This window comes from Cryobacterium sp. TMB3-10, assembly GCF_004402305.1.
GTDB classification, from domain to species: Bacteria; Actinomycetota; Actinomycetes; order Actinomycetales; family Microbacteriaceae; genus Cryobacterium; species Cryobacterium zongtaii.
Map to the genome: position 1 here is coordinate 36092 of NZ_SOGH01000031.1, position 24333 is coordinate 60424.

Genomic DNA, 24333 nt, shown 5'->3' on the forward strand with positions numbered 1-24333 from the left:
GTTGTCCCCCTAAATGACGACTTTTCAGCGGATCACCGGGTCGGCATTATTGGTATTGCTGGGTGTTGCTCTCGGGCAACACGACCAATCATTCGCCGACTAGGGTAAGCAGGCGAATGTGTTGGGGGCGCGTCTAGGCGACATTCGGGTTGTCGCCCTGACACGGAAATGTCGGAAGGGGATCCACCCCCGGGTGGGTCCCCTTTCGCATGCCCGGTCAGTGCCGGCGGGTCGGCTGGCCGGCCGAGGCGCCCGGCGCGTGCACGGCCCGCGGGATCTCCAACCACAGGTCCACTTCTTCGTCGGGCGAGTCCTGGCCGAGGGCGCTCAGCCGCGGGTCAGGGCTGTTGATGCCCACCACGGTGATGGCGGTCCCCGAGCCGTCGGCCGCCGTCCTGGCGATGATCGTGGACGCCGTCGTGGCGGCCATGGCGTCGGCCAGAGTGTTCAGCACGACCTCCAGATCGGTGCCGGCCAGGTCGTCGATGCCACCCTCGTCGAGCAGGGTGACGATGGCGCCGCGCCGCCGCGCCGCCATCACCTCACGGCGTACGGCGTCGTTGAGCAGCCGGCGCCCGCGGATCTCGTCACGGATCGCGGCCTCCAGGTACCGGCACTCCAGACGCTGCCCGTCGCTGAGCGTGCCGCGTTCCTGGATGATGCGGCGCAGCATCGGCGCCGCCAACCGGATGGTCTGGGCCAGGCGCACCTGACGCTCGTACAGGTGCGCTTCCTGCGCCGCCTGCCACTCGGTGGCCTCCCGTTCGGCGAGGCCGTACTGCCGCGCGTCCCGGCCCGCCTTGGCCAGCGCCCTGGCCAGCGTCACGGCCACGAACACCCACACGGCGCTGCCGATGACGCCCATCGACGCGAGGGAGCCCGCACCGGCCCAGACGACGGTGTGAGCGACGAGGAAGCCCACCCCGACCCAGGCGAGGGTCGCCCGCCTGCGCGTGGCCGTGATGGTCATCAGGGTGCCGACGGCGGCCACGTACCAGGTGGCGTAGCCGTTGTCGGGCACGGACCCGTCCAACTGGCTGCCCACGAGCAAAGGAACCGCGATGCACACGGCCACGTTGAAGAACCCCAACCAGTGCGACATCCGGGCCGGACTGGTCGGCCATAGGCTCGCCACGGTGGCCGCGGCGTAGAGCAGGATCGCGATCAGCGCCGGTACCGGCGACGCCGGCACATCCAGCGAGTAGAGGGCCAGGATCACGTGATAGGTCGAGAACAGGGCGGCCAGGGAGATGATCAGCCCTCGGGGGACGGAGATCATGCGCGGCCACCGCGCTCACTCAGCGGCCACTCGATCAGGATCGACGTGCCCCGGCCGGGGCTGCTGTTCACCTGGACGACGCCGCCGGCCTTCGCAACCCGCTCCCGGATCGAGATCCGCAGGCCCAGGCGTTCGCTGGGCACGGTGGCGGGGTCGAACCCGACACCGGAGTCGGCGATCTCGATGACGCAGCCGCCCAGCAGATTGGAGTTCATCCGCACCGACCTCGTCACCGGGTCGCCGGGGACACCGGCGTGCTGGATGCTGTTCACGATCGCCTGGGCGCTGGCGGCGTAGAGGGCCTCGCCCGCGTGCGCGGGCAGGCTGAGCCTCTCGGCATCGCAGTCGATGAACTCGATCGGCTCGTCGAACCGGTCCGCGATCTTGCGGATGCGTTCCTTGAGGGTGCTGAACAGGACCAGGCTGTCGTCGGTTGCGGGAAGCGAACCGGCCTCGGTGAGCCGGGCGATGGCGTCCTCCGCCATCGTGGCAGCCAGCTCGGCCGCCTTCGGCGTACCGGCTGCGGCGGCGGACAACAGGGCGGCGAGGACACTGTCGTGCACGAGAGAGTCCACCTGCACCCGTTCCACCTCGGTGGCGTGCTGGCGCACGGCGGCGGAGTACGTGGACAGCGCGTTGGTCTGCGCGATGTCGACCCCGGCGGTGGCCTGGCGCAGCATCGTGATGATGATCAGAATCACCTGGCCGAGCAGGATCGCGTAGACGGCGTCGAGGGCGCCGAGCATCGGATCGGCGCCGCCGCCTGCGGGCAGCACCCGCACAATGCCGTAGGCGATCGGAGCCAGGAAGGTGTAGGTCATCGCCCACCACTTGGAGAACGAGACGGCGGCGAAACCGGTCGCGACGGTGCAGAGATACCAGAGCCAAGGCTTGCCCTCGAGGGTGCCCTCCGGGGTATTCAGCATCGCCGGCCAGCCGATCAGGGCGACGAGGTACACCCCCGCGAACACGCCGCTGGTGACTCTGACGTACTTCTTCACCAGCGTGGCGATGATTGCCACGCCCAGGCCCCCGAAGATCGCGATACTGAGCGCCACCCCGAGACCGGGCTTGAGGCTGTCCAGCTGGCCGAGCATCGCCGGATAGGTCTGCAGGGCGAAGATCAGGCCCACGCCGCCGGCGGCCCGCGAGACCACCCGCTCGATCTGCGCGCGACTGATGGGCTTGCGCGGCTGCTTGGATTCGTTGAGGAGGTCGGCACCGAGCTGGTCGGGTGCGACACGGCCCGGCGACAGCCTGAACGACCGGACCGGCACGACCTCGGCCGGACTAGGAGCGCCCATCCCCGCCTTCCAGGTCGAGACCCGGCAGGATGCCGTCTTCCACGGCCCTGCGTAACAGGTCGACCTTCGTGGGCGCCGGGCGGCCCACCTCGACGTACTTCACGCGGATGCGGTCGAGGTACTCCCGGGCCGTGGAGTGGGCGATGCCCAGCTGCATCGCCACCATCTTCAGCGGCAGGCCGGAGGCGTAGAGGTGCAGCACGTCGCGCTCACGGCGGCCCAGTTGGGCCTTGGCGAAGTCCCGGTCGGCGTCGATGGCGGTGGCCCACTCGAGGTTGTTGAGCACGTCACCGCGGGCCACGGAGGCGACGGCGGCCATCACCGTGGTCGTCGGCGACGACTTGGGGATGACGCCGGCAGCGCCGGCGGCCAGGCCCTCACGGACCAGGGCGACCCTGTCGGCGATGCTGTGCACCAACACCGACGCGCCGGTACCGCGGGCCAGGTGCACGTTGTCGGTGACGAGGGACCCGTCGCCGAGGGACAGGTCGAGCACGATCACATCCACCGGGCGACCGGCGATGCCGTCGACGAGTTCGCGTACCGTCGCGGCCTCGAAGACCACCTCGAAGCCGGTGTTCTCACAGGCGGCCTTGAGGCCCAGCCGCACCGACTCATGGTCGTCGGCGATGCCCACGCGTACGGGGCGGTCGGCCAGGTCGGTCGCGGTGTCAGGCTCGGTCACGGTTGTCATCTCTCGTCTTCGTTCTTGGTGCTAAGACTAGCTATCTGGTGAGCAGGGCGACGGCTTCGACGTGGTGGGTGTTGGGGAACAGGTCGAAGGCGCGCAGGCTCCGCAGCGTGTACCCGAGCCCGGCGAAGAGGGCGACGTCGCGGGCCAGGGCCACCGGATCGCAGGCGACGTAGACCACCTGGGCCGGCGCGAGGAACGCCAGGGTGTCGACGACTTCGCCGCCGGCGCCGGATCGCGGCGGGTCGAGCACCACGGTGGCTGCCTGCAGACGGGCCCGTTCGGCAGCGTCGGCGTCGCGGGTGAGTCCGGTCAGGAATGTGTCCACCCTGCCGGTCTGCGCGGTGGCGCCGACCCACTCGGCGAGGTTAGCGCCGGCGTTCTCGGTGGCCTGGGCGTCGCTCTCCACCGAGGTGATGCGCACGTCGGAACCGAACCTGTCGGCGACGGCGGCGGCGAGCAGCCCCACACCGCCGTACAGGTCGAGGTTGGCGGCCTTGGGGTCGAACAGGTCCGGGTCGATGGCGTCCTGCACGGCGGCGAACAGGGTCTCCGCGGCACGCGCGTGCACCTGCCAGAAACCGGCGGCGTCGAGCCGGAACTCACGGTCGCCGACCCGCTCGGTGATCGGTTTGGGCGCGGTGCGGCGCCGGCGGCCCTTGGCGTCCTGCTCGGCGACCAGGATCTGCACTTCACCGACGCTGGGGGCGACGACGTCGACGGATGCGGCGCCGGCGAACAGCTTGTCCAGCGGCGCGGCCATTTCGAGGGCGTGTACGGCCAGCGGCAGGTCGTCGACGGGGATCACCCGGTGCGAGCGGGCGGCGTACGGGCCGACGATGCCGGTCTCCGTGACATGCAGGCGCACCCGGGTGCGCCAGCCGGTGCCGTCCATGGCGTCGCCCGGCGAAGCATCCGCTGCCACCGGCACGGCCTCGACGGTGACATCGCTGTCGAGTCCGGCCATCCGGTGCAGTGCATCGGTGAGGACCTGGCGCTTGAGCTCGCGCTGGTGGCCCAGTTCGATGTGGCCGAATTCGGCGCCGCCGGCACGGTCGGCAGGGTCCCGGTCGATGGCCGCTGCGGCCCAGATGTGCGGCTGACGTTCGGGGGCCGCGTCCAGGACCTCGACGGTCTCGGCCCGCCAGAAGCTCTTCTTGTTCGCGTCGGTGAGCCTGACGCGCACCCGTTCACCCGGGAGGGTGTCGCTGACGAAGACCACACGGCCCTCGTGCCGGGCAACGAAGATGCCGCCGTGGGCTACGTTGGTGATATCGAGGTCGAGTTCGGTGCCGATCTCGCCCTCTGGAGTGCTCTGACTTGCCTGACGATTAGTGTTGGTGCCCATTGAATGAGCATCCCACATCTGCCTGCCGCCTGAAGGGTTCCATGCGCCTCTACCTCGCCTCCACCTCCCCCGCCCGGCTGGCGCTGCTGCGCGCGGCGGGCATCGAACCCGTCACCATTTCGCCCGATGTCGACGAGGATGCCGTCGCGGCGGCCGAGGCTGAACGCCTGGGCGAGCCCCTGACTCCGCACCATGTGGTCGAGCTGCTGGCGCGGGCGAAGGCCCGGGCCGTCGCGGCCGTCGGTGCCGAGCGGGGCATCGACGGGCTGATCCTCGGCGGGGACTCGGTCTTCGTCCTCGACGGTGTGATCTACGGCAAGCCGCACACCAGCGAGCGTGCCAGGGAGCGCTGGCACACCCAGCGCGGACGCACCGGGCAGCTCTATTCCGGCCACTGGCTGATCGAGCACATCGACGGTCGGCCCGGCCGTGCCGTCGGTGCCGTCGCCGTCGCCGACGTGACGTTCGCCGACGACCTCACCGATTCGGAGCTCGACGCCTACATCAATACCGGTGAACCGCTCTTTGTCGCGGGCGCTTTCACCATCGACAGCCTCGGCGCGCCGTACATCAGCCGCATCGAGGGCGACCCGTCCACGGTCGTCGGACTGTCGTTGCCGACCCTGCGCAGATTGGTGCTCCGGTTGGGCTATGACTGGCCGAGCCTGTGGAATACGGGCACTTCGGCCCTACCGGACTGACCGTTCTTTCGGGGCCTTTGTAGCCCCACGCAGTGTTCTTGCCGCGGTTTTTGTGGGAAAGAACCAAAATTGCGGGGGTTCGGACCAATAGGCTCAGTACCTATGTCGCGTATAACGAAGGTCCTCATCGCCAACCGGGGCGAGATCGCCGTCAGAGTGATCCGAGCGGCAAAGGACAGCGGCATCCTCTCGGTGGCCGTATACGCCGACCAGGACCGGGACGCCCTGCACGCCCGTCTCGCCGACGAGGCCTACGGGCTCGACGGCACCTCCAGCGCCGAGACCTACCTCGTCATCGAGAAGATCCTCTCCATCGCCCGCCGCTCCGGCGCCGACGCCGTGCACCCCGGCTACGGCTTCCTCGCCGAGAACGCCGCCTTCGCCCGCGCCGTCCTGGACGCCGGCCTGATCTGGATCGGCCCGTCCCCGGAGGCCATCGAGCAGCTCGGCGACAAGGTGTCCGCCAGGCACATCGCCGAGAAGGTGCACGCGCCGATGGCGCCCGGCACCCTGAACCCCGTCGCCGATGCATCCGAAGTTCTCGACTTCGTCGACCAGTACGGCCTGCCCGTGGCCATCAAGGCGGCCTTCGGCGGCGGCGGCCGCGGCCTGAAGGTCGCCCGCACCCGCGACGAGGTACCGGAACTGTTCGACTCCGCCGTGCGTGAGGCCGTCACGGCCTTCGGCCGCGGCGAGTGCTTCGTGGAGAAGTACCTCGACAAGCCCCGGCACGTCGAGACCCAGTGCCTCGCGGATGCCCACGGCAACGTCGTCGTGATCTCCACCCGCGACTGCTCCCTCCAGCGCCGCCACCAGAAGCTCGTCGAAGAGGCGCCGGCACCGTTCCTCACCGAGGCGCAGACGACCGAGATGTACCGGGCGTCCAAGGCCATCCTCCGGGAGGTCGGTTACGTCGGCGCCGGCACCTGCGAGTTCCTGATCGGCCAGGACGGCACGGTCTCCTTCCTCGAGGTGAACACCCGCCTGCAGGTGGAACACCCGGTCTCTGAGGAGGTCACCGGCATCGACCTGGTCCGTGAGCAGTTCCGGCTCGCCGAGGGCGGCACCTTGGACTACGACGACCCCATCGCCGTCGGCCACTCGTTCGAGTTCCGCATCAACGGTGAGGACGCCGGCCGCGGCTTCATGCCCGCCCCCGGCCCGGTGCACGTGTTCAAGGCCGCCGGCGGCCCCGGTGTGCGCGTCGACAGCGGCGTGCAGTCCGGCGACGAGATCTCCGGCTCGTTCGACTCGCTGCTGGCCAAGCTCATCGTCACCGGCGCCACCCGGGAACAGGCCCTGGAACGCGCCCGCCGCGCCCTCGACGAGTTCGAGGTGGCCGGCCTGCCCACAGTGCTGCCGTTCCACCGCATGATCGTGCGCGACCCGGCCTTCGCCCCCGCCGACGGCGCCCCGTTCTCGATCTACACCCGCTGGATCGAGACCGAGTTCGAGAACACCATTGCCCCCTGGAGCGGCACCGTCGAGGACCGTCCGCGCTCCGACGCCCGGCACAGCGTGGTCGTCGAGGTGGACGGCCGCCGCATCGAGGTGAGCCTGCCCAGCAAGCTGCTGCCCGGTACCGCGTCGGAGAAGACCGCCGGGCCGGCCCCGCGCCGTCGGACCGCCGCTCACTCGGTGAACACCGCAACGGGCGATGCCGTCAAGGCGCCCATGCAGGCCACCATCGTGAAGATCCTCGTCACGGAGGGCGACACCGTCGTCAAGGGCGACCTGCTGCTGGTGCTGGAGGCCATGAAGATGGAACAGCCGCTCACCGCGCACAAGGACGGCGTGGTCGGGGTCATCGGCGCCGCTGTCGGCTCGACGGTCTCCTCGGGCCACCTGCTCATGACCGTCGGCTGACACCCCCCAGCTGCGCAACTGTGCCCGAACCGGACACCTGCGCCCGGCGTACCGGGCGCAGGTGTCCGCACGGGCGACAGTTAGTCGCGGATGCGGCCGGGGTGCCGGGTCAGTAGTGCACCTTGTGCATCGCGCGTGCGGCATCCGTGATGGACCCGGTCAACGACGGGTAGACGGTGAACGCCTCGGCGACCTCGTCGACGGTGAGGCCGTGCTCGACCGCGAGGGTGAGCGGGAAGATCAGTTCGCTGGCCTTGGGGCCCACGATGACGCCGCCGATGACGGTGCCGGTGCCGCGGGAGGCGATCAGCTTGACGAAGCCGTCCTTGATGCCCATCATCTTGGCGCGCGGGTTCGACTCGAGCGGCATCTTGTACACCTCGCCGCGGCGCACACCCTCCTCGATCTCCTTCTGGGTCCAGCCGACTGTCGCGATCTCCGGCTGCGTGAAGATGTTGGCCGCCACATTGCGGATCTCGATCGGGTTCACCGCGTCGCCCATGGCGTGGTAAACCGCAGTGCGGCCCATCATGGATGCGACGGACGCCAACGGCATCTCCGTGGTGCAGTCGCCCGCGGCGTAGATGTTGGGGATCGAGGTGCGCGCCACCCGATTCACCCGGATGTGGCCGGACTCGTCCAGCTGAACGCCGGCCTCGGCCAGGCCCAGGCCCTGGGTGTTCGGCACGGCGCCGACGGCGATCAGGCAGTGGCTGCCCTCGACGGTGCGGCCGTCGGTGAGGGTCACCAGCACGCCGGTGTCGGTGCGTTCGGCGGTGGCGGCGCGGGACTTGTTCAGCACCACCATGCCGTTGCGCTTGAACACGTTCTCAATCACGGCGGCGGCGTCGACGTCTTCGCCGGGCAGCACCTGGTCGCGGCTGGAGACAAGGGTGACCTCGGCGCCCAGGGCCCGGTAGGCGGAGGCGAACTCCGCGCCGGTGACGCCGGAGCCGACGACGATGAGGTGTTTGGGCACCGACTTGAGGTTGTACAGCTGGGTCCAGGTGAGAATCCGCTCGCCGTCGGGCATCATCGTGGGCATCGTGCGGGGGCTCGCGCCCACCGACAGCACGATGGTGTCGGCCTCGATCCGGTCGAAATCGGTGCCTGAGCCGTCGTCTCCGGTGGACACGATGACCGCGTCGCGGCCGTCCAGCCGGCCGTGGCCGCTCTGCAGCTTGACGCCGGCCTTGACCAGGGTCTCCCGCATGTCCTCGGACTGCTCCCTGGCCAGCGCGAGCAGGCGCTTGTTCACCGCGGCGAGGTTGATCGCGACCTCGGGGTGCAGCGGCTTGCCCTTGGCGTCGCGCACGAAGAACTGCACGCCCAGGTCGTTGGCCTCACGGATCGAGTTCGACGCTTCCGCGGTGGCGATCAGCGACTTCGACGGAACGACGTCGGTGAGCACCGCGGCACCGCCGACGCCGACCCGTTCGATCAGGGTCACCTCTGCGCCCTGCTGCGCGCCGGCGAGTGCCGCTTCGTATCCGCCGGGGCCGCCACCGATGATAATGATGCGTTGTTTTCGTTCGAACTCGTAAGGCATTCACTTATTCTGTCCTGCACCGCGCGACCCACCAAACCACGGCTGCCCCGCAGGCAATTAGAGTAGGAGGATGCTCACGACCGAGATCAATCCTCTTGACGCGCCGGAAACCAACCCGTTCGACGTGGCCGCCACCGCCGCCCAAGAAATCGCCGACGCCACCGGTGTCGCCCATCACGACATCGCCCTGACGCTGGGAAGCGGGTGGGGCAAGGCCGCCGACCTGATCGGCGAGACCACCCACACGATCCCCGCGCAGGAAATCACCGGGTTCAGCGCGCCGGCGCTGGCCGGCCACGCGGGCATGTTGCGCTCGGTGCTGCTTTCGAGCGGCAAGCGTGCCCTGGTGATCGGCGCCCGCACCCACTACTACGAGGGCCACGGCGTGCGCCGGGTCGTGCACAGCGTGCGCACCGCCGCCGCGACCGGGGCGACGACCATGATCCTCACCAACGGGGCCGGCGGCATCCGCGAGACGTGGAAGCCGGGCACCCCGGTGCTGATCAGCGACCACATCAACCTCACCGCCGACTCGCCGCTCGAGGGCGCCACCTTCATCGACCTCACCGACCTGTACTCCCAGCGGCTGCGTGACCTCGCCCGAGGCATCGACCCCACCCTGGACGAAGGCGTCTACTGCCAGTTCCGCGGGCCGCACTACGAGACTCCCGCCGAGGTGCAGATGGCCAAGGCCATCGGTGGCCACATCGTGGGCATGTCCACCGCGCTGGAGGCCATCGCCGCCCGCCAGGCCGGCATGGAGGTACTCGGCATGTCGCTGATCACCAACCTCGCCGCCGGCATTCAAAAGACCCCGCTCAGTCACGGCGAGGTGCTCGAGGCCGGCCAGGCCGCCGAAGCCACCATCAGCGCCCTCCTCGCCAGCATCGTGGCCGCACTGTGAGCCACGGCGACGAGACTCCGACCCAGCCCGGCACCCCCGCCGAGCCGCTCCTCCCACGCGGCGCGCACGCCGGCGACGACGAACGCGAACCGCAGACCGCCGTGCCGAACACCGTCGACGGACCGGACGAGACGGCCGGAGAGGTGCCCGCCGCCACGGCAGTGCTGGACACCACGGCCACCGACCCGGTCAACCTGCTGCTGGTCACCGCGACCGACTGGCTCGCCCAGGACCCGGACCCGGAGACCCGCGCCGAGCTGCGCGTGCTGATCCAGCAGGCCCAGGATCGCGACCCGGCCGCCGTTGCCGACCTGCACTCCCGCTTCGACGAGCGCCTCGCGTTCGGCACCGCGGGCCTCCGCGGCGAGATCGCCGCCGGCTCCAACCGGATGAACCGGGTTCTGGTGAGCCAGGCCGCCGCCGGACTCGCCGCCTATCTCCTCGCCGCCGCGGCGAGCAGCCGGCCCGGCAGCATCCCGTCCGTGGTCATCGGCTACGACGGCCGCCGCAACTCGCACGTCTTCGCCACCGACACCGCCGCGATCATGGCCGGCGCCGGCGTGCGCGCCGTGCTGTTGCCCCGCCTGCTCCCCACCCCGGTGCTCGCTTTCGCGGTGCGCCACCTCGGCGCCAGCGCCGGTGTGATGGTCACCGCTTCGCACAACCCGCCCAACGACAACGGCTACAAGGTCTACCTGGGCGACTCCGATGAGGGCTCGCAGATCGTCTCCCCCGACGACGTCGCCATCGCCGCCCAGATCCAGCACGTCGCCGACACCCAGCTCGTCACCGAGCTGCCGCGGGCCGGGTACGAGACCGCTCCGGAGTCCGTCGTGCAGGCCTACGTGGATGCGACCGCCGCCATCGGCGCGTCGCCGCGCGCGCAGGTGAGCGTTGTGTACACGGCCCTGCACGGTGTGGGGTGGGACACCACCCGCCGCGTGCTCGACGCCGCCGGGTTCGCCCTGCCGACCCTCGTGGACGCGCAGATCGCCCCCGACTCGGCGTTCCCCACCGTCGCGTTCCCCAACCCTGAGGAACCCGGCGCGATGGACCTCGCCTACGAGACCGCGCGTGAGGTCGACGCCGAACTGATCATCGCCAACGACCCGGATGCCGACAGGCTCGCCATCGCCATCCCGGACGCCGATGCGCCGGAGGGCTACCGTCGCCTGAGCGGCAACGAGGTCGGTGCCATCCTGGGCTGGCGGGCCGCCGAGCTGGCCGCCAACGCGCCGGGCGACGGCGGTGCCGACGGCACCCTGGCCTGCTCGATTGTGTCGACGCCGGCGCTCAAGGCCGTCGCAGACGCCTACGGCCTGCGGTTCGCCGACACCCTCACCGGGTTCAAGTGGGTCTCCCGTGCTCCCGGCCTGATCTTCGGCTTCGAAGAGGCCCTCGGCTACCTGGTCAACCCCGGCACCGTGCGCGACAAGGACGGCATCTCCGCCGCCGTGGCGCTGCTCTCGCTGGTCAGCGAGCTCAAGGCCGACGGTTTGACGCTCGCGGACCACCTCGACGCGTTCGCCGAGAAGTTCGGCTACTTCGCCTCGGGCCAGATTTCGGTGCGCGTCACCGACCTCACCGAGATCGAGAGGGTGATGGCACGCTTGCGCGAGAGCCCGCCGGCGATGATCGGCACCAGCCGGGTGGACCACATCGACGATCTCTCCGGCGGCTTCAACGGCCTGCCGCCCAGCGATGTGCTGCGGATCGTGCTCGCCGACGGCTCCCGGGTGATGGTGCGGCCCAGCGGCACCGAACCCAAGCTCAAGGTGTATCTCGACACGCACAGCAGCGTCGGCAGCCTCGCCGAACGCCGGCAGGCCGCATCCGATGCCCTCGCCGAGCTCGACAGGGGCATGCGCGCGCTGATCGGCTGACCGGCGGTGCGGACGCGGATGCCCAGCCGGGCATCCGCGCCGGGCTAGCCGAGTGCGATCTCGAGCTTGGCGGTCAGCTCGTCGAGGTCGAAGAAGTTGTCGATGATGATGACGTCGGCGTTGGTCTTGCCGATCGACGGCACCAGTTCCGACGAGGTGAGGATGACCTGCGCGTCCGCGGCGGCGAGCTTCACGCTGGCGATGTCGGCCGCGGTGACGTCAGCCTCGATGTCCAGGCGCTCGAGGGCGCGTTCGGCGTTGACCTTGAGAATGGCGGATGTGCCGATACCGACTCCGCACAGTGCGACGATCTTCATTTGTGTTCCTCCGTGCTGGCGTCTGCGCCGGTTGGTGCCGCGATGCCCAGGAGCGAGCGTACGGATGCTGCGTCCGGCGCCGCTGCCAGCGCCGGGATGATGCTCGAATCGTTGAACACGTTGGCGAGCTCGGCGACGAAGTGCACGTGCTCGTCGCCCGTGGTCACCGCCAGGCCCAGGACCACGTTGACGGGGTCGTTGTGCGGGTGTCCGAAGGCCACGGGCTCGGCGAGGGTCACGACGCTCAGGCCCCCGGTGAGCACATCGGGGCCGGGCCGGGCGTGCGCCAGGGCCAGCCCGGGCGCGATCACCACGTAGGCGCCGAATTCCTCGATCACACCCACCATGCGCTCGGTGTAGCCGGGTGCGGTGGAACCGGATCGCTCCAGCGCCGCGCCGGCGGCGCCGACGGCGGCCCGCCAGTCGGGGACGTGCAGGCCGACGTCGATGGCGTCAAGGGGAAGTGGTGGGAGGGACATGGCTGCTTTCTAGCGTGGGCGTTGGCGGGCTAGGCGGTGGCAAAACCGTCGACGATGGCGTCGGCGAGTTCTTCGCGCTCCTCCAACGGCAGGAATGCCGCGGAGGCCGCGTTGAGCTGCAGGGCCTCGAGGTCGTCGAGGTCGTAGCCGAAGGCATCCGTGAGCAGGGCCAGCTCGCGGCTGAGCGTGGTGGCGCTCATCAGCCGGTTGTCGGTGTTGACGGTGACGCGGAAGCCGAGCTGGTAGAGCAGGTCGAACGGGTGGTCGAGCATGTCGTCGCCCCAGGCGGCGATCGCGCCGGTCTGGAGGTTCGACGACGGGCTGAGCTCCAGCGGGATCTCCCTGTCGCGCACCCACTGGGCCAGCGGGCCGAGGGTCACGTACGTGTTCTCCTGGTCCTCCCGGCCGATTTCGATGTCCTCGGCCAGGCGCACGCCGTGGCCCAGGCGCAGGGCGCGACCGTCGAACAGGGCGCCGCGGATGCTGCCCAGCCCGTCGGCCTCGCCGGCGTGCACGGTGACCGGGAAGAGGTTCCGGGCCAGGTAGTCGAACGCGGCGGCGTGGTTGCCAGCCGGGAAGCCCTCCTCGGCGCCGGCGATGTCGAAGCCGACCACGCCGAGGTCGCGGTGCCGCACGGCGAGTTCGGCGACCTCGAGGGACCTGTCGGCGTGCCGCATCGCGGTGATCAGCTGGCCGATCTTGATGGTGATGCCGGCCTGGGCGACCCGCTCGATGCCCGCCGCGATGCCTTCCTGCACGGCGTCGACGGCCTGGTCCAGGCTGAGCCCGCCGGCCAGGTGCTGCTCGGGGGCCCAGCGCACCTCGGCGTAGATCACGCCATCCAGGGCGAGGTCTTCAACGAACTCCCTGGCCACCCGCACGAGGGCGTCGTGGGTTTGCATGACGCCGACGGTGATCTCGAAGGTCTTGAGGTAGTCCGCGAGCGAGCCGGAGGTGGCCTGGCTGACGAACCAATCGGCGAGGCCGGACTCGGTCGTGGCGGGCAGCTCCAGGCCGATCGGCGCGGCCAGCTCGAGGATCGTGGCCGGTCGCAGACCGCCGTCGAGGTGGTCGTGCAGGGAGACTTTGGGCAGGGCGTTGATGCTCACGCCACTGCCGGGCAACAGGTATTCCTCGGAGCTGATATTCACTCCCCCAATCTATCGCGCCCGCGCGGCGCGTATCCCGAAGCCGCCTCATCCGCCCAACCCCGCCGACGTGCCTCACAATGCCCCTTCAGCGCACTCCAAGCGCATCTTCGCCGCAAGTCAGCACAGCGCGGGGCGCCATCGGTGGATAACTCTGACCGGCAGCGGCAATAAATGGCATCTTGGGCGGATGCGCAAGCGAACGGAGCTCCCCCGCAGCCTGACTCTCGACGGGTTCACCGTCGCGGAAGCGCGCTGGGCGGGGGTGACACCTCGGAGGTTGCAGTCGGCCGACCTGCAGGCGCCGTTCCACGGCGTGAGAGTCGCCGCCGGCATCCCGACCGGGGTGCGGGAACTGGCCAGGGCCTACGCCGCGGTGATGCCCACCGGCCACTTCTTCAGCCACGCCACCGCTGCCCAGCTGCTCGGGCTTCACGGTCCAGAATCCCGTCAGCGTCTGGTGCGAACTCGCTCCGATTATGGGGCTGGACGACCTCATCGCGCTCGGCGACCACCTCCTCGGCGTGGTGGATCCCCCGTTCTCGTCGGAAGACCTCTGCACGGCGGTCGCCGAGCGGCCCGGCCACCGGGGCATCCGTCGGCTACGGGCCGCGCTGGAGTGGGTGAGACCCCGAGTTGAGTCGCGCCAGGAGACCCGGCTTCGGCTCCTGATCGTGCGGGCGGGCCTGCCGGAACCGGAGACCAACGTGTACCTGCCGCTGCGATACCAGCGGCGCCGGGTGCGCGGTGATCTGGTCTACCTGCGGTACCGGGTCCTTGTCGAATACGACGGCGAGCAGCACCGCACGGACGACGTGCAGTTCGCCCGTGATGTCGACAGGTTGGACGGTGTGATGGCCGAGGATTGGCGGGTCATCAGGGTGCTCAAGGAAACCCCGGATGCCGAAGTCCTCTCCCGGCTCGACCAGGCGCTGCGTTCCCGCGGCTGGCGTCCCGGCAGCCGCCCCACGTGACGCGCGCGCACTCACCCACTTGCCGCAACTGAGCGCCTCGCCGCGAGGTAAGTGGCAATGTGCGGCAAGTCGGCGGATGCGCCGCCAGCGACTTGCGCCAAAAACCCCCTTCGGCTCGGCGGAAGGGGGTTTTTGCGGCAAGTCGGCGGGGCCGGGCCTGCGGGTACTGGGCTAGTTGCCGATGCGCTCGGCGATCAGGGGGCCGCCGTCGAGGACGGGCTCGCCGGGGTCGCCGATGCGCCAGGCGCCCTCGACGGCCTCGAGGGCCCGGGCGAAGCGCTCCGGCTCGTCGGCGCTGAGGGTGAACAGTGGCTCGCCCTTGCGGACGGTGTCGCCGGGCTTGGCGTGCAGGTCGATGCCGGCGGCGTGCTGCACCGGGTCCTGCTTGCGGGCGCGGCCGGCGCCCAGGCGCCAGGCGCCGATGCCGAACGGCAGCGCCTGCTGCTCGACGAGCACGCCGTCACGGTCGGCGAGCACCACGTGGGTCTCGCGCGCCACGGGCATCGCGGCATCCGGGTCGCCGCCCTGGGCACGGATGACCGCACGCCACTTGTCCATCGCGCGACCGTCCGTCAGGGCCGCCTCGACGTCGACGTCCTTCTGGCCGACCAGGGCCAGCATCTCGCGGGCCAAGGCCACGGTGAGCTCCACCACATCGGCGGGGCCGCCGCCGGCGAGCACCTCGAGGGACTCGCGCACCTCGTTGGCGTTGCCGATGGCCAGGCCGAGCGGCACGTTCATGTTGGTCAGCAGCGCGGAGGTGGCCACCCCGGCGTCCTCGCCGAGGGCGACCATGGTGCGGGCCAGCTCGCGGGACCGGTCGATGTCCTTCAGGAACGCGCCGGAGCCGAACTTCACGTCGAGCACCAACGCACCGGTGCCCTCGGCGATCTTCTTGGACATGATCGACGAGGCGATCAGCGGGATCGCTTCGACGGTGCCGGTGGTGTCGCGGAGCGCATACAGCTTGCCGTCGGCCGGAGCCAGACCGCTGCCGGCGGCGCAGATGACCCCGCCGACGTCCTGCAGCTGCTGGAACATTTCCTCGTTGCTGAGGTTGGCGCGCCAGCCCGGGATGGACTCGAGCTTGTCCAGGGTGCCGCCGGTGTGACCGAGGCCACGGCCGGAGAGCTGCGGCACGGCCGCGCCGAAGACCGCGACGAGGGGCATCAGCGGCAGGGTGATCTTGTCGCCGACACCGCCGGTGGAGTGCTTGTCCGTGGTCGGTTTGCCCAGGCCCGTGAAGCTCATCCGCTCGCCGGAGTTGATCATGGCCATGGTCATGTCGCGGATCTCCCGGCGGGACATGCCGTTGAGGAAGATCGCCATGGTCATCGCGGCCATCTGCTCGTCGCCGACGTAGCCGCGGGTGTACGCGTCGATCAGCCAGTCGATCTGCGGAGTCGACAGCTCGCCCTTGTCACGCTTGGCGTGGATCAGGTCGACGGCGTCGAAGGCTTCGATGGTGCGGGCGGGGGTGGAGCTCATGAGTTGTCTTCCCTGTAGGCGGCGAGCTGGCGGGGCCCGAAGGCGTCCGGCAGGACCTCGTCGATGGTGCGCACGCCGGAGACGGTCTCCAACAGCATGCCTGGTGCCGAGTGTTCGTAGAGCAGTTGGCGGCAGCGGCCGCACGGCATCAGCGTGTTGCCGTTGCCGTCGACGCAGCTGAACGCGACGAGCTGGCCGCCGCCGGTGAGGTGCAGCACGCTCACCAGCGCGCATTCCGCGCAGAGAGTGAGCCCGTAGGAGGCGTTCTCCACGTTGCACCCGCTGATCACCCGGCCGTCGGAAACGAGGGCGGCCGCCCCGACCGGGAACTTCGAGTAGGGCACGTAGGCGTGGGTCATCGCTTCGGTGGCAGCGCTGCGCAGCACACCCCAGTCGATGTCGCCGGACTCGGGTGTTGTGTCGCCGGAATTCGCAGTCAGGTTCGTCATGATTTTATATACGGCTTTCCGGATGCGGCCGGGCCCCGCGACTGGCCCACCAGGCCCGCCACGGCGAAGATGGTGACCAGGTAGGGCAGCATCAGCATGAACTCGCTGGGCACCGGCGAACCGATGATGCTCAACACGTTCTGCAGGTTGCTGGCGAAGCCGAACAGCAGCGCCGCGAGGGTGGCCCGGATCGGGTCCCACCGGCCGAAGATCACCGCCGCGAGGGCGATGAAGCCGGCACCGGCGGTCATTTCTTTGCCGAACGCACCCACCGACCCCAGGGTGAAGTACGCGCCACCGAGGCCGGCGACGGCGCCGGCGAGGGACACGTTCCAGAACCGGGTACCGGTGACGTTGATGCCCACGGTGTCAGCGGCCTGCGGGTGCTCGCCCACCGCGCGGAGCCGGAGGCCCCACTTGGTGTGGAAGATCCCGAAGTACACCGCGGCGACGGCGATGTACATGATGTACACGATCAGGGTCTGCCGGAAGAAGACCGGCCCGACGATCGGGATCTCGCTGAGCAGCGGGATGTTGATGCGCTCGAATTTGGGCGGCTGGTTGAGCGTGGCCGCGTTCGGGGCGAGGAGCTCGGAGAACAGGAACCCGGTGAGGCCGGTGACGAGGACGTTGAGCACCACACCGACGATGACCTGGTCGACGAAGTACTTGATCGAGAACGCCGCGAGCACAAACGACACCAGCACACCGGCCACCATCGCCGCGAGCAGGCCGAGCAGCGGCTGCTGGGTGATCGAGGCCACGATCGCGGAGGTGAACGCACCGGCCAGCAGCTGGCCCTCGATCGCCACGTTGACCACGCCGACACGTTCGGAGATGACGCCGCCGAGGGCGCCGAAGATCAGCGGGACGGCCAGGCTCAGCGAGCCGAACAACAGGCCGGGCACCGGGATGCGTTCGTCGGCGGAGGCCCAGGTGAGGAAGCCGATCAGGAGCAGCACGGCGAAAACCGAGATCAGCCAGAGCGGAACCTTGCGGCGGGTCTGCACCATCCAGGCGCTGAGCCCGGTGATGGCGGCCAGCAGGATGCTGATCACGATGCCGGTCGGCAGGGTGGGCAGCAGCACGTCTGGCAGCTGGATCAGGTCGCTGGAGGTGGAGAGCACCATGGTGCTGGTGCCGGTGCGGCCGAAGACCACCATCAGCAGGAAACCGAGGACCGTGAAGACGCCGAGGATGATCGGCACCTTCCAGCTCTTGATGACCGCGGTCGCCGGACCCTCCTCGGGTCCGGTGGGCTGGGTGGGCTGGTTCACTGGAGCGATGGTGCTCATTTCGCCGCCACCTCCTGGGAAACGTTGGGAACCGGTCTGCGGCGGGGCGCTCCGGGCGCCGGGAGCCTGAAGATCGCGCGCACCAGCGGCGGCGCGGCGATGAAGAGCACGATGAGCGACTGCACAACGAGCACGATGTCGATGGGCACGCCCTCGGCGGCCTGCATCGAGAAGCTGCCGGCCTTGAACGCGCCGAACAGGATGCCCGCGGCGAACACGCCCCACGGCTTGGAGCGGCCCAGCAGGGCCACCGTGATGGCGTCGAAACCGATCCCGGAGTCGATGCCGGCACCGAAGCCGCTGGTGGTGGTGCCCAGCACCTGGTTGATGCCGGCCAGGCCGACCAGACCGCCGGAGAACAGCATCGCGTAGACGTACATGCGCTGCACGCTGATGCCGGCCACCTTGGCGGCGTTGGGGTTCTCGCCGACGGCGCGGAACTTGAAGCCCAGGTTGGAGCGGGCGAGCAGCCACCAGGTGAACACCGTGGCGGCGATCACCAGGATGAAGCCGAAGTGCAAGTTGTAGTCCGGGCCGAGTAGGTCGAAGTAGACCGCGGTCTCCTTGCTGGCCGGACTCTTGGGGTTGTTCGACCCCGGGGTCTTGAGGAACCCGTCGCGCAGCAGGAAGCTGACCAGGTAGAACGCCACGTAGTTGAGCATGATCGTGGTGATCACCTCGTGCGCGCCGGTGCGGGCCTTGAGCAGGCCGACCAGGCCGCCCCACAGGGCCCCGCCCAGCACGCCGGCGACGAGTGCGGCGATCAGGTGGATGCCGGCGGGCAGGTCAACCGCGAAGGCCACCCAGCCGCCCAGAGTCGCGGCGATGAGCATCTGGCCGCGCCCGCCGATGTTGAACAGGCCCACCCGGAAACCGAGCGCGACACCGAGGCCGGCCGCGATCAGCGGGGTGGCGTAGGTGAGGGTCTCGGTGAACGGCCGGATGCCGTCGGCGAAGCTCGGACGACGGAAGTTGTACACCGAACCCTGGAACAGCGCGGAATAGGCGCCGGACACCGCGTCCCAGGCGGCGGAGAGCATGTCGCCGGGCCTCGAGAAGAAGTACCCCGCGCTCTCCTGCACGTTCGCGTTCGTGAACGCGATCATCACGGCGCCCACGAGCAGCGCCAGCAGCACCGCCAACACCGAGATGATGGCGTTGCCGGTGGTGATCTCCCGGAAGACGTTGTGCCAGCGGGAGGATTCGTCCGGTTCCGGCGACTTCGCCGGTGCCGGGGTCGAGGTGGGCTGCTGAGCGGCGCTCATGCTGCGGCTCCTTCTGCGGGGGTTTCGCCCGCCATCATGAGACCCAGAACGGATCGGGGGGTGTCGCCGGGGACGATGCCGACAATGCGGCCGCGGTACATCACCATGATCCGGTCGGCGAGGGCGGCGACCTCGTCGAGTTCGGTGGAGATCACGATGACCGGGGTGCCGCCGTCGCGGGTCGCCACGATGCGTTCGTGCACAAATTCGATCGAGCCGACATCGAGGCCGCGGGTGGGCTGAGCCGCGACGAAGAGCCGCAGGTCACGGCTGAGTTCGCGGGCGAGCACGACCTTCTGCTGGTTGCCGCCGGACAGGCGGCCGACGGGCGTTTCGATGCCCTGGGACCGCACGTCGAACTCCGTCACCTTGGTGCGGGCGAAGTCGGCGAGGTAGGACAGCTGCAGGTTGAACCGTTTGACGAACGGGAGCTTGTTGGCGCGGTCCAGCATCAGGTTCTCGGCGATGGTGAACCCGCCGACGAGGCCGTCCCTGGTGCGGTCCTCCGGTACGAAGCCGACCCCGGCGTCGAGCACCTGACGAACCGAGTGGCCGCGAAGGGACGTGCCGTCGAGGCTGATCTCGCCGACGACGCGGGGCTGCAGCCCCATCAGAGCCTCGGTCAGTTCGGTCTGGCCGTTGCCCTGCACGCCGGCGATGGCGAGGATCTCGCCCGCCTTGACGTCGAAGCTGACGTCGTTGACGAGGATCTGGCCGAGAGGGTCGATCACGGTGAGGTTCGTCACCACCAGCGCCGGGGCTCCGGGGGTGGCGGGCGCCTTGTCCACGGTCAGGTCGACGGCGCGGCCCACCATCAGGGTGGCGAGTTCTTCGTTGCTCGCGGTCGGCGAGGCGGTGCCGACGACCTTGCCCAGGCGGATGACGGTGATCCGGTCGGCGACCTCGCGCACCTCCCGCAGCTTGTGCGTGATGAAGACGATGGAGGTGCCCGCGGCCTTGAGCTGGCGCATGATGTTCATCAGCTCGTCGGTTTCCTGCGGGGTGAGCACGGCGGTCGGTTCGTCGAAGACGAGCACCTTCGCGTCGCGGGAGAGCGCCTTGATGATCTCCACCCGCTGCTGCACACCGACGGGCAGGGACTCCACGAGGGCGTCGGGATCGACGTCGAACCCGAAGCGCTCCGAGATCTCCCGCACCCGGGTGCGCGCGGCGGCGAGGTCGAGCCTGCCGCCGGCCTTGACCTGTTCGTGGCCGAGCATCACGTTCTCGGCCACGGTGAACACGGGGATCAGCATGAAGTGCTGGTGCACCATGCCGATGCCGGCGGCCATCGCGTCGCCGGGTCCGGCGAAGTGCTGCGGCACGTCATCGAGGAGGATCTCGCCCTCTTCGGCCCGGTACAGGCCGTAGAGAACGTTCATCAACGTTGATTTACCGGCCCCGTTCTCGCCGAGCAGGGCGTGGATCTCTCCCTCCTCGATGGTGAGGTTGATGTCGTCATTGGCAACAAGGGCACCGAATCTCTTCGTAATGCCGCGAAGTTCGAGCTTCATAGTGTCGATTCTATTGAGGTGCCGGCCGGGCGTGGCTCTACGCCCCGGCGACACCACGCAACGAAACGGGGAGGCCAGCATGGCTGGCCTCCCCGGTGCCCTGTGGGGCGGTACTGCTACACGGTGGTGCTGGGTGAAACGGGGTGTTACTTGGGCGTGGCGTCGCTGGTCACGACGATGTCGCCGCTGATGATCTGTGCCTTGAGGTCGTCGATCTCGGTGACCAGGGCGGGGTCAACCTTGGACTCCCAGTCGTGCAGCGGGGCCAGGCCGACACCCTCGTTCTCGAGGGTTCCGATGTACGGGTCGGAGCTGAATTCGCCGTTTGCCGCGTCGGTGATGATCGCGTCGGTCGCATCCGTCATCGACTTCATGATGGAGGTGAGGTACAGCGCGGCGAACTCGGGCGTGGTCTCGAACAGGTCGCTGTCGACACCGACGATGGCGACGTCCTTGCCGGACTCGGCGATGGCCTGTGCGGTGCCCTGGAAGAGCGGGCCGGCGACCGGGAGGATGATGTCCGCACCGGCGTCGATCAGGCCCTGGCTGAGGGTCTTGCCGGCGCTGATGTCATCGAAGCCACCGGCGAACAGGCCCTCCTGGGATTCCTTCGACCAGCCGGTGAGCTTGACGTCGGTGCCCTTTTCGGTGTTGTAGTAGGCGATGCCGTCGGCGAAGCCGTCCATGAAGATGGTGACCGACGGGTACTGCATGCCACCGAAGGTGCCGACGGTGCCGGTCTTGGTGGTTCCTGCGGCCAGGTAGCCGGCCAGGAATGCGGCCTGCGCGGTGTCGTAGACGACCGGCTTCACGTTCTCGAGCGTCAGCGGGCTGAAGTCGTCGTTGGAGAGGGTGGAGTCGATGAGGGCGAACTGCACATCGCTGTTCTCCTGGGCCGCGTCGCGGGTGGCGTTGGCCAGGGCGAAACCGACGGTGAGGATGAAGTTGCAACCCTGGTCGACCATGCTGGTCACGTTGCCCGTGTACTGGTCCTCAGAGGTGGACTCGGCCTGCTTGAACTCGACGCCGAGCTCCTCGGAGGCCTGGGAGATGCCCTCGAAGCTGGACTGGTTGAAGGACTTGTCGTCGAAGCCACCGAAGTCGGAGACGATGCAGGGCAGGAAGTCCGATGTGGCAGCGTCGCCGCTGCCGTCCTCGGTGGGGGCCGGCGCACACGCCGCGAGCAGAGCGAGAACGCCGAGTGAGGCAAGGCCGCCGAGCGTTGCCTTGCGGGTCGTGATTGTCAAGATTGACCTCCAGATGAGGCCCGGCGTGAGATCGCACGGGCTGGTATATGGTCTACACGTTACCCAGAAGAGCCCTGCTCAGATGAGCAAACCGACACTGTAGCCAAATGGTTATCAAGCCGCGACATTCTCGAAATCGCGCCGACACAAATGGTCATCTACCGGGCCTATTCCTGAGAAACTCTCGCGGCGGAGGCCGCCCGCAGCTACAGGACGTCTGAGCTGCCCGAGAGCCGCAGCGCGTCGACGACGGCCTTGACCTTCTGGGCGTTGGCGCTTGTCGTCACCAGCAGGGCGTCGGGGGTGTCCACGACGACGATGTCGTCGACGCCGATCAGAGCGATCATGCGCTTGGTGTGGCTGACGACGATTCCGCTGGAGGAGTCGGCCAGCACCCGGGCGCCCTCACCGAGGATCGCCAGGTCGCGCTTGCGGCCGTTGGCGTGGATCTTGGCGATCGACGCGAAGTCTCCCACGTCGTCCCAGTCGAACTGGCCGGGGATCACGGCCAGCTTGCCCTTCGCGGCGGCGGGCTCGGCCACGGAGTAGTCGATGGCGATCTTCTTGAGCTTGGGCCAGACCTGGTCGACGACGGCGCCGCGGCGCGGGGTGTCCCACGCCTCGGCGAGTTCGAGCAGCCCGGCGAGCAGCTCGGGCTCGCTCGCGCCGATCTCCTCGAGCAGCCTGTCGGCGCGGGCGATGAACATGCCGGCGTTCCAGAGGTACTGTCCGCTGGAGAGGTAGCGCTTGGCGGTGGCCGGGCTGGGCTTCTCCACGAACGAATTGACCGACTGGGCGCTCGGGGCGCCGTCGATGGACAGGGCCGCGCCGGTCTTGATGTAACCGAAACCGATCGCCGGCTCGGTGGGCTGGATGCCGATGGTGACGATCAGGCCGGTGTCGGCGGCGACGATGGCCTCCACGACGGCCTGGCGGAACGCCGCGGGGCCCTTGATGACGTGGTCGGCTGCGAAGGAGCCGATGATCACGCCGGGTTCGCGGCGCTCGAGGATCGCGGCGGCCAGCCCGATCGCGGCCGAGGAGTCCCGCGGTTCGCTCTCCAGGACCACGTTCAGGTCCCCGAGCTCCGGCAGCTGCTCCTCGACGGCGGCCCGGTGCGCCCGCCCGGTGACGACCATGATGCGCTGGTCGCCGGACAGCGGTGCGAGCCGGTCCCAGGTGGCGCGCAGCAGCGTCTGCCCGCTGCCGGTGAGGTCGTGCAGGAACTTGGGCGCGTCGGCGCGGGACAGCGGCCAGAGCCTGGATCCGATCCCGCCGGCAGGGATCACACTGTAGAAGCGGGCGAGGGCATCGCTGGAGTGGGACATTGCGCCAGACTACCGGTCCGTCGGCCCCGTTCATCCAGGGTTCACCGCACAGACGTGCGGGCTGTCTACTGTGGCGGCATGAGGGTTGCCGTCGTCAGCGAAAGCTTCCTCCCCACCATCAGCGGGGTCACCACGAGCGTCTGCAAGGTGCTCGACGAGCTGCGCCGCCAGGGCCACGAGGCCCTGGTGATCGCCCCGTTCGGCGCCCCGCCGAGTTACGCCGGCTTTCCCGTGCACACCGTGCCCGCCCTCTCCTATCGGCAGTTTCCCGTCGGCCTGCCCAATCCGCGGGTGTTGGGGCTGCTGGCCGACTTCGCGCCGGACGTGCTGCACGCGGCGTCACCGTTCCTCCTCGGCGCGCAGGGCATCGCGGCCGCCCGGCGCCTGGGCGTGCCGAGCGTTGCCGTGTTCCAGACGGATGTGGCCGGTTACGCCAGCCGCAACCACCTCGGCCAGGCGACCGGGCTGGCCTGGCGGTTCGTGAAGTGGGTGCACGACGGCGCCGACCTGACCCTCGTGCCGTCCACGGCGTCGATGAGCGACCTCCGCCGCATCGGCGTGCAGCGCCTGGACCGGTGGACCAGGGGCGTGGACCTGGAGAGCTACCACCCCAACACCCGGCACGGCCCGGAGGTGGCGGCGTTGCGCCGGCGACTGGCGCCCAACGGCGAGGTGGTGATCGGGTACGTCGGCCGGATCGCCCCGGAGAAGCAGGTGGAAAGGTTCCGGGCACTCAGCGGCCTACGCGGGATCAGCATCGCCCTGGTCGGCGACGGGCCGTCCACTCCCCTGGTGGCCAAGGCTCTGGCGGGAATGCCGGTGACCTGGCTGGGCCGGCTCGCCGGTGCCGAGCTCGCGGCGGCGTACGCCAGCTTCGACGTGTTCCTGCACGCCGGTACAGAGGAGACCTTCGGACAGACCCTGCAAGAGGCGCACGCCGCGGGACTGCCCGTGGTGGCGCCGCGCGCCGGTGGCCCGATCGATCTCATCGAGCACGGCACCGACGGGTTCCTGTTCACGCCGGACGATGACAGGGACCTGCGCCGACACGTGGCCGCGCTGGTCACCGATGCTCCGCTGCGGCACCGGATGGGCGAGGCGGGCCGGCGGGCCGTGCTCGGCCGCAGCTGGGAAACCGTCTGCGCCACGCTGTTCGGGTTCTACACGCAGGTCATCGATGAAAGCCTCGCCGTGCGTGCGGAAACCCTGGTTCCGGCCGCGCAACGCCGCTGACCGCACTAGCCTTGATGCGGGTACAAAGCCTCTGGTCACCGGCGGCCGCCCACCCGGTTAGGCACCCCTAA

21 protein-coding genes are annotated in these 24333 nt (G+C 69.3%); 6 read left to right on the forward strand and 15 right to left on the reverse strand.

Annotated features, from left to right (window positions below; translation table 11 throughout):
• Window positions 1-217 precede the first annotated feature (217 nt).
• Genes E3T22_RS16150 through E3T22_RS16165 form a run of 4 tightly spaced genes read right to left on the reverse strand, consistent with a single transcriptional unit; the run spans window position 218 to window position 4622 of the window.
• Window positions 218-1279, reverse strand: a complete 1062-nt coding sequence (locus E3T22_RS16150) for a hypothetical protein (protein ID WP_134481230.1) — start codon at window positions 1277-1279, stop codon at window positions 218-220.
• Entirely contained in the window at window positions 1276-2583 is a 1308-nt protein-coding gene (locus E3T22_RS16155) for a sensor histidine kinase (protein WP_241983712.1), read from the reverse strand. The genes E3T22_RS16150 and E3T22_RS16155 overlap by 4 nt, the downstream gene beginning before the upstream one ends.
• Entirely contained in the window at window positions 2570-3277 is a 708-nt protein-coding gene (locus tag E3T22_RS16160) for a response regulator transcription factor (RefSeq protein ID WP_088455261.1), read from the reverse strand. The genes E3T22_RS16155 and E3T22_RS16160 overlap by 14 nt, the downstream gene beginning before the upstream one ends.
• Window positions 3278-3308: 31 nt before the next feature.
• The gene (locus E3T22_RS16165) at window positions 3309-4622 is read right to left on the reverse strand and encodes a class I SAM-dependent RNA methyltransferase (protein ID WP_134409456.1); all 1314 of its coding nucleotides are present in this window, start codon (window positions 4620-4622) and stop codon (window positions 3309-3311) included.
• A 41-nt stretch (window positions 4623-4663) separates the two neighbouring features.
• Here E3T22_RS16165 and E3T22_RS16170 point away from each other — a divergent pair, with 41 nt between their 5' ends.
• Both E3T22_RS16170 and E3T22_RS16175 read left to right on the forward strand, forming a co-directional pair.
• Window positions 4664-5323, forward strand: a complete 660-nt coding sequence (locus E3T22_RS16170) for a nucleoside triphosphate pyrophosphatase (RefSeq protein WP_134481229.1) — start codon at window positions 4664-4666, stop codon at window positions 5321-5323.
• Window positions 5324-5425: 102 nt separating this feature from the next.
• On the forward strand, window positions 5426-7189 hold the full coding sequence (locus tag E3T22_RS16175) for a biotin carboxylase N-terminal domain-containing protein (protein ID WP_134481228.1): 1764 nt from the start codon (window positions 5426-5428) through the stop codon (window positions 7187-7189).
• A gap of 109 nt (window positions 7190-7298) precedes the next feature.
• On the opposite strand, the gene E3T22_RS16180 is transcribed toward E3T22_RS16175, so the two are convergent.
• Window positions 7299-8738, reverse strand: coding sequence for an NAD(P)H-quinone dehydrogenase (locus E3T22_RS16180; RefSeq protein ID WP_088455257.1), 1440 nt, complete (start codon window positions 8736-8738; stop codon window positions 7299-7301).
• 70 nt (window positions 8739-8808) lie between these two features.
• On the opposite strand from E3T22_RS16180, the gene E3T22_RS16185 reads away from it, so the two are divergent.
• Window positions 8809-9642, forward strand: a complete 834-nt coding sequence (locus E3T22_RS16185) for a purine-nucleoside phosphorylase (RefSeq protein WP_103461198.1) — start codon at window positions 8809-8811, stop codon at window positions 9640-9642.
• Window positions 9643-9803: 161 nt separating this feature from the next.
• Window positions 9804-11525 (forward strand): phospho-sugar mutase, encoded by a 1722-nt coding sequence (locus tag E3T22_RS16190; protein ID WP_241980300.1) that lies wholly within the window; start codon window positions 9804-9806, stop codon window positions 11523-11525.
• A 44-nt stretch (window positions 11526-11569) separates the two neighbouring features.
• Here the strand turns inward: E3T22_RS16190 and E3T22_RS16195 are convergent, their stop codons facing one another.
• The 3 genes from E3T22_RS16195 to E3T22_RS16205 are packed head-to-tail and all read right to left on the reverse strand — an operon-like array spanning window position 11570 to window position 13466.
• A complete protein-coding gene (locus E3T22_RS16195) occupies window positions 11570-11842 on the reverse strand; it encodes a PTS sugar transporter subunit IIB (RefSeq protein ID WP_088455255.1) in 273 nt (90 codons plus the stop codon).
• Window positions 11839-12321 (reverse strand): PTS sugar transporter subunit IIA, encoded by a 483-nt coding sequence (locus tag E3T22_RS16200; protein ID WP_088455254.1) that lies wholly within the window; start codon window positions 12319-12321, stop codon window positions 11839-11841. The genes E3T22_RS16195 and E3T22_RS16200 overlap by 4 nt, the downstream gene beginning before the upstream one ends.
• A gap of 29 nt (window positions 12322-12350) precedes the next feature.
• On the reverse strand, window positions 12351-13466 hold the full coding sequence (locus E3T22_RS16205; protein WP_370291637.1) for an adenosine deaminase: 1116 nt from the start codon (window positions 13464-13466) through the stop codon (window positions 12351-12353).
• 482 nt (window positions 13467-13948) lie between these two features.
• Here E3T22_RS16205 and E3T22_RS16210 point away from each other — a divergent pair, with 482 nt between their 5' ends.
• Entirely contained in the window at window positions 13949-14443 is a 495-nt protein-coding gene (locus E3T22_RS16210; RefSeq protein ID WP_088455252.1) for a hypothetical protein, read from the forward strand.
• A gap of 171 nt (window positions 14444-14614) precedes the next feature.
• Here E3T22_RS16210 and E3T22_RS16215 read toward each other — a convergent pair whose 3' ends face one another.
• From E3T22_RS16215 to E3T22_RS16245, 7 genes are all read right to left on the reverse strand, one after another.
• The gene (locus tag E3T22_RS16215) at window positions 14615-15931 is read right to left on the reverse strand and encodes a thymidine phosphorylase (RefSeq protein WP_088455251.1); all 1317 of its coding nucleotides are present in this window, start codon (window positions 15929-15931) and stop codon (window positions 14615-14617) included.
• Window positions 15928-16380, reverse strand: coding sequence for a cytidine deaminase (locus E3T22_RS16220; protein WP_103461203.1), 453 nt, complete (start codon window positions 16378-16380; stop codon window positions 15928-15930). The genes E3T22_RS16215 and E3T22_RS16220 overlap by 4 nt, the downstream gene beginning before the upstream one ends.
• Complete coding sequence (locus tag E3T22_RS16225; protein ID WP_088455249.1) at window positions 16377-17675, reverse strand: ABC transporter permease; 1299 nt, start codon at window positions 17673-17675, stop codon at window positions 16377-16379. The genes E3T22_RS16220 and E3T22_RS16225 overlap by 4 nt, the downstream gene beginning before the upstream one ends.
• Complete coding sequence (locus tag E3T22_RS16230; RefSeq protein WP_088455248.1) at window positions 17672-18940, reverse strand: ABC transporter permease; 1269 nt, start codon at window positions 18938-18940, stop codon at window positions 17672-17674. The genes E3T22_RS16225 and E3T22_RS16230 overlap by 4 nt, the downstream gene beginning before the upstream one ends.
• Entirely contained in the window at window positions 18937-20454 is a 1518-nt protein-coding gene (locus tag E3T22_RS16235; RefSeq protein WP_088455247.1) for an ABC transporter ATP-binding protein, read from the reverse strand. Before E3T22_RS16235 ends, E3T22_RS16230 begins: the two co-directional genes overlap by 4 nt.
• 146 nt (window positions 20455-20600) lie before the next feature.
• Entirely contained in the window at window positions 20601-21701 is a 1101-nt protein-coding gene (locus E3T22_RS16240) for a BMP family protein (protein ID WP_088455246.1), read from the reverse strand.
• 206 nt (window positions 21702-21907) lie between these two features.
• Entirely contained in the window at window positions 21908-23029 is a 1122-nt protein-coding gene (locus tag E3T22_RS16245; protein WP_088455245.1) for a mannose-1-phosphate guanylyltransferase, read from the reverse strand.
• Between the two features lie 78 nt (window positions 23030-23107).
• Here E3T22_RS16245 and E3T22_RS16250 point away from each other — a divergent pair, with 78 nt between their 5' ends.
• A complete protein-coding gene (locus E3T22_RS16250) occupies window positions 23108-24262 on the forward strand; it encodes a glycosyltransferase family 1 protein (RefSeq protein ID WP_088455244.1) in 1155 nt (384 codons plus the stop codon).
• Window positions 24263-24333: the final 71 nt, after the last annotated feature.

Coding starts and splice junctions, on each gene's coding strand:
- E3T22_RS16245 (WP_088455245.1), bottom strand. CDS start 23,029: ATGTCCCACTCCAGCGATGCCCTCGCCCGCTTCTACAGTGTGATCCCT.
- E3T22_RS16220 (WP_103461203.1), bottom strand. CDS start 16,380: ATGACGAACCTGACTGCGAATTCCGGCGACACAACACCCGAGTCCGGC.
- E3T22_RS16230 (WP_088455248.1), bottom strand. CDS start 18,940: ATGAGCGCCGCTCAGCAGCCCACCTCGACCCCGGCACCGGCGAAGTCG.
- E3T22_RS16170 (WP_134481229.1), top strand. CDS start 4,664: ATGCGCCTCTACCTCGCCTCCACCTCCCCCGCCCGGCTGGCGCTGCTG.
- E3T22_RS16225 (WP_088455249.1), bottom strand. CDS start 17,675: ATGAGCACCATCGCTCCAGTGAACCAGCCCACCCAGCCCACCGGACCC.
- E3T22_RS16155 (WP_241983712.1), bottom strand. CDS start 2,583: ATGGGCGCTCCTAGTCCGGCCGAGGTCGTGCCGGTCCGGTCGTTCAGG.
- E3T22_RS16165 (WP_134409456.1), bottom strand. CDS start 4,622: ATGGGCACCAACACTAATCGTCAGGCAAGTCAGAGCACTCCAGAGGGC.
- E3T22_RS16210 (WP_088455252.1), top strand. CDS start 13,949: ATGGGGCTGGACGACCTCATCGCGCTCGGCGACCACCTCCTCGGCGTG.
- E3T22_RS16180 (WP_088455257.1), bottom strand. CDS start 8,738: ATGCCTTACGAGTTCGAACGAAAACAACGCATCATTATCATCGGTGGC.
- E3T22_RS16250 (WP_088455244.1), top strand. CDS start 23,108: ATGAGGGTTGCCGTCGTCAGCGAAAGCTTCCTCCCCACCATCAGCGGG.
- E3T22_RS16175 (WP_134481228.1), top strand. CDS start 5,426: ATGTCGCGTATAACGAAGGTCCTCATCGCCAACCGGGGCGAGATCGCC.
- E3T22_RS16185 (WP_103461198.1), top strand. CDS start 8,809: ATGCTCACGACCGAGATCAATCCTCTTGACGCGCCGGAAACCAACCCG.
- E3T22_RS16215 (WP_088455251.1), bottom strand. CDS start 15,931: ATGAGCTCCACCCCCGCCCGCACCATCGAAGCCTTCGACGCCGTCGAC.
- E3T22_RS16235 (WP_088455247.1), bottom strand. CDS start 20,454: ATGAAGCTCGAACTTCGCGGCATTACGAAGAGATTCGGTGCCCTTGTT.
- E3T22_RS16195 (WP_088455255.1), bottom strand. CDS start 11,842: ATGAAGATCGTCGCACTGTGCGGAGTCGGTATCGGCACATCCGCCATT.
- E3T22_RS16150 (WP_134481230.1), bottom strand. CDS start 1,279: ATGATCTCCGTCCCCCGAGGGCTGATCATCTCCCTGGCCGCCCTGTTC.
- E3T22_RS16160 (WP_088455261.1), bottom strand. CDS start 3,277: ATGACAACCGTGACCGAGCCTGACACCGCGACCGACCTGGCCGACCGC.
- E3T22_RS16200 (WP_088455254.1), bottom strand. CDS start 12,321: ATGTCCCTCCCACCACTTCCCCTTGACGCCATCGACGTCGGCCTGCAC.